This is a genomic window from Nocardia fusca NBRC 14340, assembly GCF_001618425.1.
Taxonomy (GTDB): Bacteria; Actinomycetota; Actinomycetes; order Mycobacteriales; family Mycobacteriaceae; genus Nocardia; species Nocardia fusca.
In genome coordinates this window covers 9,995-20,726 of the sequence record NZ_BDCU01000032.1, presented here as the reverse complement: position 1 = coordinate 20,726, position 10,732 = coordinate 9,995, and the positions used below count along the sequence as shown (strand labels likewise).

The following is a 10,732-nucleotide window of genomic DNA, read 5'->3' as shown; positions in this document are numbered from 1 at the left end:
CCGCAGTGGCACTGTCTGAGATATCGGACATGACATCACTCCCGAAACGCGGTGAAAAAGACGTTACCAGTCTACGGCGCGCGGGCTGGTTGTCACTTTTTCACCGTGCCATTCTTGGTGATGCACATATTATTTGTGCAATCCGCACAAGTTCTGCCGTCGATTATGTTCTTTCGGCATATCTCCGACCTGGAACCCTGACTGGGCACCCGCGGGCACGGCCGCGCCCGTCATCGCGCCCGGCCCGTATTCCCATGACCGATGGTCTCGGGTTGCCCGAAGATACGAGCGTGGTGATCGACCCGATCGTGCTGCTCACTGATCGCGGCCGTGGTGCCGATTTACCAGGCCCGGCCCTCCCCGTGTCGGGTCAGCGCATCGACGTCAGAGTGTGCTGCGGCGCAGCGTCACCCGATAGGTGTAGTGCTCGGGCAGAAAGTAACTGACCGACAGGTCGATGGTCCGGCCGGCGGCGTCCGAGTAGAGGCGGTCGACACGGAGCATGGGATGGCCTTGCTTGCAGCCGAGTCCGGCCGCGACTTCGATGACAGAGACTCAGGTCCAGGTGCGCGGCGGTGCACCGACACGTTCCACGCTGGTCAACGACGACTTGGCACCCACCACCGAGAAGACAGCGACCTGGCGCACCTGGGACCTGTTCTGTCTCTGGATGACCTCGGCCCACAGCATCGCCGGCTACGGCTTCGCGGTCGGCATGCTGGCTCTGGGATTGACCGGATGGCAGACGATACTCGCGCTGTTCGCGGGCGTGCTGGTGTTGTGGCTGGGCAGCAATTTGATCGGCGTCGCCGGCCAGCGGGTCGGGGTGCCGTTCCCGGTGTTCGCCCGCGCCGCTTTCGGGGTGTTCGGCGCGAACGTACCCGCACTGCTGCGCGCGGCCGTCGCGATCTTCTGGTACGGCATCCAGACCTATCTGGCCTCCACCGCGTTGCTCGTGCTGGTGCTTCGATCGCGCCGGGACTCGAGGCCTGGACGACCACAGAGTTCCTGGGCCTGTCCACGCTGGGCTGGATCGCGCTCTTGGTGCTGTGGACGGTTCAGTTGCTGATCATCAGCTACGGCATGGAAATCGTGCGCAGGGCATCGGATTTCGCCGGCCCGGTGGTGTGGATCGGCATGATCGTGCTGGGCGTGTGGATCGTCGGCAAGAACGACGGCATTGTCATCGTGTCCGCCGTGCTGTTCGTGATCGCGACCGTCGGCATCAATGTCGTGCTGAACTTCGTGTCCCCGGCCTACGATATCTCCAATGCCGCACCGCAATACATCTCCTTCCGCACCGGTGGCATCCTCACCGCGATCCTGTCGGTCGCGGTGCTGCCCTGGCGACTCTGGGAAAGCCGGGAATTCATCGTGTATTTCCTCGGCGGCGTCGGCGCCCTGATGGGCCCGGTGTTCGGGATCCTGGTCGTCGACTACTACCTGATCCGGCGACAGCGCACCCTGGTCGCGGAACTGTATTCCGAGGCCCCCGAGGCCAGTTACTACTTCACCCGCGGGTTCAACATGAAAGCGTTGGTGGCGCTGGTGCTCTCGGGCACGGTCGGTGTCGCGGTCGCCCTGATTCCCGAGACGCAGGCGGTGACGGCTTTGTCGTGGCCCATCGGCGCCGGGCGCGGCGCGGTACTGATGTATGCACTGAGCACTCGGCTCGGACGATCCCGCACCACCGGCTAGTGATTCTCCGCCGCTGGGTCGTCGTGCGGACCTACGGTTGGATCGTCGAACACCGTCGCTGCGTCCGCGACTACGAAACCCGGCCCGATCACCACGAGGCCATGGTCTACATCGCCATGATCGCCACGCTTTCGAGACGACTCACCCGCAAGTGACCCGGAGTTCTCAGACGCGCTCTGAGGCTCAGAGGGCGATATTGTCGCGCCGGCCCCCGGTGGTCACCGGGGTGGGCTCCGCGTCTCGGCGCGCGCCGCCCCAGGGCAGCAGGGCGGCACTGACCGGCAGCGCCAGCGCCGCCACGCCGATCGCCGCGCGTACACCGATCGCGGTCGCGAGTACACCGCCGAGGGCGATGAACGCGGGCTGGACGCATCTGGCGCTGATCGACCAAGCAGTGCCGACGCGCACCATATGGTCGTCTGCGGTGTGGTTCGTGCGATAGGCGGCGAACACCGGGTTGAACACGCCGGCGCAGAAGAGCAGCAGCGTTTCGGCGACGAGGACGACGGCGAGCCCGAGCGGCCCGAGCCCGGCGAGCACGAGCAGTCCGGGCCAGCAGGTGCGCAGCGTGCCGGATCCGAGCAGCACAGTGTGTGCACCGAACCGGGCGACGAGCCGCGGGGCACACCACGACCCCAGCAGGCCGCCGAGCCCCGGCATTCCGAGGGCCAGCCCGTACTGCCACGGCGGGAAACCCAGTTCGCGCAGCATGAGCAGCGCCAGCAACGGTGAGATGAGCACCAGCGAACCGCCGAAGAGCATGGCGTTCCAGAACAGCCGGTGCAGGGTGGGGTGCGCGAAGAGGTAGGTCCAGCCCGCTCTGATCCCGGCCGCGGTGGGACGGTTGCCGTCCCGTTGTGCGGGCGGGCTTTCGGGTGTGCGGATCCGGCGGATACCGAGCGCCGACACCAGGTGCCCGAGCGAATCGACGATCAGGGTGGTCGTCGTCCCGAATACCGTGACGAGCAGTCCGCCGACCGGGCCGCCCAGGGTGGTCGAGGTCCAGAAGGTGGTCTCCAGCCGGCTTCCGGCTCGAACTCGTTGCCCTTGGGGGACGAGGGTTTTGAGGTGCGCGTCGCGCGCTGCGTTGAAGACGACGGCGCACAGGGTCTGTACCGACGCGGTCACGCACAGGTGCGCGTAGGTGAGCACGCCGAACCGGGCGGCGATCGGCACCGAGATCAGCGCGGCGCACGCGGTGATACCCGCACCCGTCATGACGGGGCGCTTGCGCCGGAACTCGAGGAACGGGCCGAGTGGAAGCGCGATCGCGGCCGCGGCGACCCCGGCGCCCGCCGCCATCAGCGTGACCTGGAGGTCGGAGGCGCCGACCAGCAGGATCGCTGCCAGCGGAAGCGCGCCCGCGCCGATGGCACTGCCCAGCTGGCCGGCGGTGAACGCGCTCCAGAGCCGGTAGAAGTCGGGCGGGAGCCGCCCGGCGGTATCCGGCCGGGGACCGGCGGGTCCCTCGGGCCGGCGGGCAGCGGTTCGCATCGTCCGATGGTGCCGCATCGCGAACCGAGCGCGGCTCCAGGCCTCTGCCGACCTTCTCGCCACTGGTGGGAAGGCCGATATGCTGAGCGAAATTGCCCTTTGGTGGCGCTCGGCGAGCCGAGTCGCCGAAGGAGCCGTATGGCGAGTGAGACGGCCGTGGCCCCCACGGTAACCCAGTTGCGGCGCCCGGACCTTTCCGTCCGTGCCGCCCGGTTGACGGCTGCGTCGAGGCGAATCGGACTCCGCACCCCTGAAATGCGGCGTGCGCGAGTAGTTGTGCCCGCGGCAGCGTACGGTCTCCGGAACGCCCCGGGCGCCGGTGCCGACCGCGGCGGCGAGCCGAGGTCGGCCGACGCACCTATCGCCGGAAAAGTGCAGGTCCCGGCTGTTTTGGCGGCTCAGGTCGTGGTGTGCGGCGATGTGTTGCAGGCGTCTGAGCTGCAAATCCGCGCGTACTCTGACACACTCGTCTTCGACCGTGTTGATCGGTCGGTTTTCAGATGTGTGCGATGTGGAGAGTTCGAGCGTGAGGTCGAGGTGGCGGATCCGGTCATCCGGTCGGGGCCGGTGGTGGTGACGGCGGCCCGGGCGTCGGGGGCGTGGCGGTCCGGGGCGGCCGCGGGTGCCGGCGCGGTGCGCGCGGGCTTCTCGGCGATACGAGGCGATGTCACCGCCGGAAATTCTCTTACGTTGCGTGCCAGTGTCATTCGGACGAAGGGCCGGTTACCGATAGCGGGCCGGTTGCGGGAAATCGATCGCGGTGGCATTGTGATTGCGCGGCCGGTGGATCCGGTCGGTGAACTCACGGATTCCGCGGTGCCGGGGAATCCGATCGAGAAGCGGTTTCGTTCTTGGGACGGGAAAATGGTTCTGGTGGCCACGGATTGTGTGCGTGAATTCGATGATGTCGCCCACGGGTCGTTTACCCGAGTGAAACGAACTGTCAATGTAATTCGTAAAGATGTTATCGATGCTTCACCATGGGTGCGGCAGGCCCCGCCGGCCGTGCGCAGCGCCCGAAGACATCGAATACCTTCGGCCCCGCGCGGCTGAGGCGCTCGCCGACCTGGGGCGAGAAGAGAAGAAACATTCTGCGCAACCGTCTGGGCGGTGAAGCCGGCAACGGTTGATCCACAACAATGACGGCCCTTTGCTCCGTGTACTGGTTTACCGGGTAAAGCCGGTCGATCGAAACAACGTGAGCATTCTCCTGGAAACCGGAAAAACCCGGACCGGGCTTTCTGGCAACCCCTTCTCGAATTTGCGGATGTGATACATGGACAAAGGCACCGGTGACTCTTCCGACCGGACGTTGGAGTACCTGAAAAAGGTCACTGTCGAGCTGATGACGACTCGTGACGATCTGGCGAAACTGCGGGAGAAACTCGACGAGCCGATCGCGATCGTCGGGATGGGTTGCCGGTACCCGGGTGGCGTCGAATCCCCCGACGACCTGTGGGATCTGGTGGCCACCGGCACCGACGCGGTGGCCGGATTCCCCACCGACCGCGGCTGGGACCTCGCGGGGTTGTTCGATCCGGACCCGGACCGGTTCGGGAAGGTCTACACCCGCGAGGGTGGTTTTCTCCGGAGCGCGGGGGATTTCGACGCCGGTTTCTTCGGTATCAGCCCCCGGGAAGCGGTGGCCATGGACCCGCAGCAGCGGTTACTGCTCGAGGTCTCGTGGGAGGCGCTCGAGCACGCGGGCATCGACCCGGTGTCGCTGCGCGGCAGCGCGACCGGGGTGATCACGGGTGTGGCCTATCAGGATTACGGGACCATCGCCAAGGCGTCGGGGCCGGTGGCCGAAGGGTATGTGTCCATCGGCTCGGCGGCCAGTGTGGCCTCCGGGCGGGTGTCGTACTCGCTGGGACTGGAAGGTCCGGCGGTGACCGTGGATACCGCCTGTTCGTCGTCGCTGGTGGCGATCCATCTCGCCTGCCAGGCGCTGCGCCGCGGCGAGGCGTCCCTGGTGCTGGCCGGCGGGGTGACCGTCATGGCGACCCCCACGCTGTACCTGGACTTCGCCCGGCAGCGCGGCTTGGCCGCCGACGGCCGGTGCAAATCGTTCTCGGCCGCCGCCGACGGTGTGGCCTGGGCCGACGGCGTGGGCGTGGTGGTGCTGGAGCGGCTGTCGGACGCCCGCCGCGCCGGGCACACCGTACTGGGTATCGTGCGCGGTTCGGCGGTGAACCAGGACGGCGCCAGCAATGGACTGACCGCGCCCAACGGTCTGTCACAGGAACGGGTGCTCGCGGCGGCGCTGGCCGACGCGGGCCTGCGCCCGGTGGATGTGGACGCGGTGGAGGCCCACGGGACGGGGACCGCGCTCGGCGACCCGATCGAGGCCCAGGCGCTGCTCGCGGCCTACGGCCGGGGGCGTGACGACCGGCCGCTGCGGATCGGCTCGCTCAAATCGAATATCGGGCATTCGCAGGCGGCGTCGGGGGTCGGCGGCGTGATCAAGATGGTGCAGGCGCTGCGGCACCAGGTGCTGCCGAAATCGCTGCACGCGGACGAGTTGTCCCCGCACGTGGACTGGACCTCCGGGGCGGTGCGGGTGCTGACCGAGGCCGAACAGTGGCCGGCCGGTTCCGGGCGGGTGCGCCGGGCCGGGGTGTCCTCGTTCGGTATCAGCGGCACGAACGCGCACGTCATCATCGAAGAGGCCCCGGTGGAACCGGCCGGCGACACGACCACCCCCGGTGCCCCGACGCCGCCCGCGGAAACCACCGCCATCCCGCTGCTGCTCTCCGCGAAGACCGACGATGCGCTCCGGGCGCAGGCGGATCGACTGCGGCACTGGCTGCTCGACCGGCCCACCGCCGACCTGTGGAGCGTCGCCGCCACCCTGCTCGGCCACCGGACCCGGTGGGATCGCCGCGGGGCGGTGGTCGGCGCCGATCGGGAGCAACTGCTGGCGGGGCTGACCGAGCTGGCCGCGGGTCGCGGCGCGGCAGGCGAATCCGGACCGAAACCCGGCCGGACCGCGTTCCTGTTCACCGGGCAGGGCGCCCAGCGGGCCGGGATGGGCCGGGAGCTCTACGGCGCCTTCCCGGTGTTCGCGGCGGCGCTGGACGAGCTGTGCGACCGGTTCGACCCGCTGCTGGGGCGCTCGCTACAGGCGCTGATGTTCGATCCGGCGGCGACGGAACTGCTGAACCGGACGGAGTTCACCCAGCCCGCGCTGTTCGCCTACGAGGTCGCGCTGTTCCGGCTCGTCGAGTCGTTCGGCCTCACACCGGATCTGGTGGCGGGACATTCGATCGGCGAACTCGCCGCCGCCCATGTGGCGGGTGTGTGGTCGGTGCGCGACGCCTGTGCGCTGGTGGCGGCCCGCGGCCGACTGATGGGTGCGCTCCCGTCCGGTGGCGCGATGCTCGCGGCGGGGATCACCGCGGCGGACGCGGTGGAACTGCTGGCGGATCACCCGGCGACCCTTTCACTGGCCGCGGTCAACGGTCCGCGCTCGGTGGTGTTCTCCGGTACCGCGGACGCGGTCGACGCGGTGGAGAAGCGGTTGGCCGAAGCGGGGATACGCAACTCCCGGCTGCGGGTGAGTCACGCCTTCCACTCGGTGCTGATGGAACCGATGCTGGCGGAGTTCAGGTCGGTTGCCGAGAGCCTGACCTACCACGCGCCGTCGATCCCGATCGTCTCCACCGGCTCGGCGACCGGGGCGGACCCGGCCGAACCGGGCTACTGGGTCGAGCAGGTCCGGGGCTGTGTACGGTTCGCGGCGGCCGTGGACGCACTGGTCGAATCGGGCGCGCGGCGCTTCCTGGAACTGGGCCCCGACGCGGTACTCACCGCGATGACCCGCGAATGTCTCGCCGACCACCCGGAGATCGAGGCCGGGTCGCTCGTCGTGGCCGCGGCCCGGCGGACGGCCGGCGAGGTCGTCCAGTTCACCCGGATGCTCACCCAAGCGCACAACGCCGGGATCGAGGTGTCCTGGCACCCGCTGTTCGCCGGTCGCGCCACCCACCGGGCCGAGCTGCCCACCTACGCTTTCCAGCGTCAGCGGTACTGGCTGGAACCGGGGACCGGTACGCCGGGACAGCCCGTGGGACATCTGCTCGGCGCCGCCCATGCCCTCGCCGGCCGGGACGAGTGGCTGTTCACCGGACAGATCTCCACCCGCACCCACCCGTGGCTCGCCGACCACGCGGTTTTCGGAACGGTACTGGTGCCCGGCACCGGTTTCGTCGAACTGGCCCTGTACGCCGGAAACCGGCTCGCCGCGGAGACGGTCCGGGAGCTGGTCCTGGAGGCGCCGCTGTTACTCGACGACCAGGCCGCCGTGGACATCCAGGTCGTGGTGGAGGCCGCCGCGAGCGACGGCGGGCGCCGGTTCACGGTGCATTCCCGCGCCGCCGGCGAATCCACCGGCGATACCGCGTGGACGACCCATGCGGTTGGGGTGCTGGCGCCCGGCCCGACCGGGGTCGTCGCGCCGGCGTTCGACGCGCGGGTGTGGCCGCCGGTGGGCGCCGAACCACTGGACCCGGTGCGGCTGTACGAGCGCCTGTCCGATATGGGATTCGGTTACGGTCCGGCCTTCCAGGATGTCCGGGAGGCGTGGACCTCCGGTGACGAGGTGTACGCGGAGCTGCGACTGCCGGAAGGGCTCGACGGACAGCCGTTCCGCATCCACCCGGCACTGCTGGACGCCACCTTCCATCCCGCCCTGGACCGGCTCGCCGATACCGACGCGGGGAAGGTGCCGCTGCCCTTCTCCTACGCGGGGGTGCGGTTGTCCCGGCCCGCGGCCGGCGCGGTGCGCGTGCGGGTCGGGCTGGTCGATACCGACTCGGTCCGCGTCGACGCCGTCGATATCGCGGGGAACCCGGTGATCACGATCGAATCGGTGCTCGCACGGCCGGTCGACACCCGGATGCTGCACCGGTCCCGGACCGGTACCGATCCCCTCTACACCCTCACCTGGACCCCGGCCCCCGCACCGACCGGGGGATCGCGCGGCCGGCTCGCGGCGGTGGGCGCGGTGCCCGTCACCGGTGACGCCGAGGAGTACCCGGATCTGGGCGCGCTGCTCGCGGCGCCCGACGCTCCCGGGATCGTGGTCTGGCGCACCGACGAGGCCGGCGGGTCCGGGGACACCGCCGCGGCGGCCCGGTCCCGGGTCGGCGCCGCCCTGGCGGCGGTGCGCTCCTGGCTGGCCGACGAGCGGACCCGTGAACGCACGCTGGTCGCGGTGACCAGCGATGCCGCCGATATACCGGGACAGTTCTGCGATCCGGCGGCGGCGGCCGTCTCGGGTCTGCTGGCGTGCGCGCAAGCGGAGTATCCGGGACGTATCGTCCAGCTCGACCACGCCGGGACGAGCCCGCTGACCTCCCGCGCGGTACGCGATGCCCTCGCCCTCGGCGAACCCCGGATCGCCGTCCGGGAATCCGGTGCGCTGGTGCCCCGGCTGGTGCGGGCCGGTGCGCCGGACGCGCGGCCGGTGACCTTCGGTACCGGGACCGTGCTGATCACCGGCGGTACCGGAGGACTCGGCGCGCTGGTGGCGCGGCATCTGGTCGCGGCGCACGGGGTGCGGCAATTGCTGTTGGTCTCCCGGCGCGGACCGGCGGCCGCGGAGGCCGGCGAACTGGTCGATGAACTGACTGCGGCGGGCGCCCGGGTGCGGGTCGCCGCCTGCGATGTCGCCGACCGTGCGGCGCTGGCCGCCCTGCTGGACTCGGTCGGCCCCGACTATCCGGTGACCGCGGTGGTGCACAGCGCGGGCGTCATCGACGACGCCACGATCGACACGCTGACCCCGCATCAGCTGGACCGGGTGCTGCGGCCGAAGATCGATGCCGCGCTGAATCTGCACGAACTCACCCGTGACCACGATCTGGCGGCGTTCGTGATGTTCTCCTCGGCCGCGCCGCTGCTCGGCGGACAGGGGCAGGGCAACTACGCGGCCGCGAACCGTTTCCTGGACGCACTCGCCCAGCAGCGCCGCGAAGCCGGTTTGCCCGCGCACACACTGGCCTGGGGCCTGTGGACCATCGGGATGGCGGCCGGGCTGGGCGAGGCGGGAGCCGAGCACATGGTGCGCCAGATCCGCACCCGGCTCGGTCTGGTGCCCCTCGGCGCGGAGACGGGTCTTGCCCTGTTCGACCGGGCGCTCGCCGGTGCGCACCCGCTGACGCTCACCGCACTGCTCGATACCGAGGCGCTCACCGCGCTCTCGCGGTCGGGGGTGCTGCCGCCGGTCCTGCGCGATCTGGTGCGGGCCCCGGCCGCCGCGCCGGCGGCGGAGACCGGGTCGCTGGCGCAGCGGCTCGCGGCGGTACCCGAAGACGAGCACTACGAGCTGGTCCTGCACGAGATCCGGTCGCTGGCCGCGCTGGTGCTCGGGCACAGTTCGGCCGCGGAGGTGGACCCCGACGCGCTGTTCGCCGAACTGGGCTTCGATTCGCTGGGCGGGGTGGAGTTCCGCAACCGGCTCGCCGCGATCACCGGGCTGACGCTGCCGTCGACGCTGGTGTTCGAATATCCCACCGCCGCGGCGGTCGCCGAGATGCTGGGCGCGCGGCTGGCCGCCGCCGGGCCGGAACCGGCGGCGGCGCCCGCCGCGACCTCGGGCCCGCGGGGCAGCCTCACCGATCTGGTCGTGGCGGCCCATCGGCGCGGCGCCGTGGACGAGGTACTGCCGCTGCTGATCCAGAGTGCGGAACTGACCGTCGCGTTCGACCGCCCGGCCGAACCGGGGGATATCGGCAAGCCGATGCTGCTGGCCCGCGGCGGCGGACCGACGGTGATCTGCGTGCCGTCCTTCCTGATCGGCAACGGGCCGCACCAGTTCGGGAAACTGGCCCGGGAACTGGGCGCCGAATTCGGTGTGCACGCGCTGTGGCTGCCCGGGACCCGGCCGGGAGAGCCGCTGCCCGCGTCCTGGGACGGGCTGCTCGATCAGCTCGCCGAGGTCACCCTGGACACGGTCGGCGCCGGATCCTTCGTCCTGGCCGGGTACTCCATCGGCGGCGCCCTCGCGCACGGACTCGCGGGCCGGCTCGCCGAACGGGGACGGCCGGCGCTGGGTGTCGCGATGATCGACACCTACTCACCCGACGACGAAGCCGGTAATCGCGCGGTCTTCGCCAGCGCCCTCGGCCTGGCCCTCGACAGCGGTCACGAGCTGATCGCCGTGGACGATCGCTCGCTGGTGGTGATGGCCGGCTACGCGCGGGTCTACGGCAGCCGGCCCGCGCTGCCGATCTCCGCCCCGACACTGGTCCTGCGCGCCACCACCACCATGCCGGGACTCGGACTGCCCGAACCGGTTCCGCAGTGGCAGCACCGCGGCGAGACCGTCGAGATCCCGGCCGACCATCTCACCGTCATCGACGACGCGATACCGGTGGTGGCCGAGCGGATGCGGCAGTGGCTGGGCGCGCTCGGCGCGGCGGCCGGGGAGCCGCCTTCCTGAGCGGCGCCGACCGGTCCGCGCCTGGCTTCCGGACCGGTTACTTCCACCACCCCACAGTGCTTTTCAGCGAAATCGGCAAGATTGAGGAAACCCATG

At 70.1% G+C, this 10,732-nt stretch carries 4 protein-coding genes and 2 pseudogenes; 4 read left to right on the top strand and 2 right to left on the bottom strand.

What is annotated here, in order from left to right; all coding sequences use genetic code 11:
- Window positions 1–384: 384 nt before the first annotated feature.
- A pseudogene (locus tag NF4_RS36700) lies at window positions 385–543 on the bottom strand (UTRA domain-containing protein); the annotation flags it as partial.
- Window position 544: 1 nt separating this feature from the next.
- Here NF4_RS36700 and NF4_RS21780 point away from each other — a divergent pair.
- Together NF4_RS21780 and NF4_RS39820 are read left to right on the top strand one after the other, a co-directional pair.
- Window positions 545–1,698, top strand: a pseudogene (locus tag NF4_RS21780) (cytosine permease).
- A 23-nt stretch (window positions 1,699–1,721) separates the two neighbouring features.
- Window positions 1,722–1,853, top strand: a complete 132-nt coding sequence (locus NF4_RS39820) for a hypothetical protein (protein ID WP_269749644.1) — start codon at window positions 1,722–1,724, stop codon at window positions 1,851–1,853.
- A gap of 28 nt (window positions 1,854–1,881) precedes the next feature.
- Here NF4_RS39820 and NF4_RS21775 read toward each other — a convergent pair whose 3' ends face one another.
- Entirely contained in the window at window positions 1,882–3,192 is a 1,311-nt protein-coding gene (locus NF4_RS21775) for an MFS transporter (RefSeq protein ID WP_063129235.1), read from the bottom strand.
- 372 nt (window positions 3,193–3,564) lie between these two features.
- Between NF4_RS21775 and NF4_RS37915 the strand changes: the two genes are divergently transcribed.
- Together NF4_RS37915 and NF4_RS21760 are read left to right on the top strand one after the other, a co-directional pair.
- Window positions 3,565–4,245, top strand: coding sequence for a hypothetical protein (locus NF4_RS37915; RefSeq protein ID WP_232330594.1), 681 nt, complete (start codon window positions 3,565–3,567; stop codon window positions 4,243–4,245).
- Window positions 4,246–4,468: 223 nt separating this feature from the next.
- Complete coding sequence (locus tag NF4_RS21760; protein ID WP_063129232.1) at window positions 4,469–10,636, top strand: type I polyketide synthase; 6,168 nt, start codon at window positions 4,469–4,471, stop codon at window positions 10,634–10,636.
- Window positions 10,637–10,732 lie beyond the last annotated feature (96 nt).

Coding starts and splice junctions, on each gene's coding strand:
- NF4_RS21775 (WP_063129235.1), bottom strand. CDS start 3,192: ATGCGAACCGCTGCCCGCCGGCCCGAGGGACCCGCCGGTCCCCGGCCG.
- NF4_RS21760 (WP_063129232.1), top strand. CDS start 4,469: ATGGACAAAGGCACCGGTGACTCTTCCGACCGGACGTTGGAGTACCTG.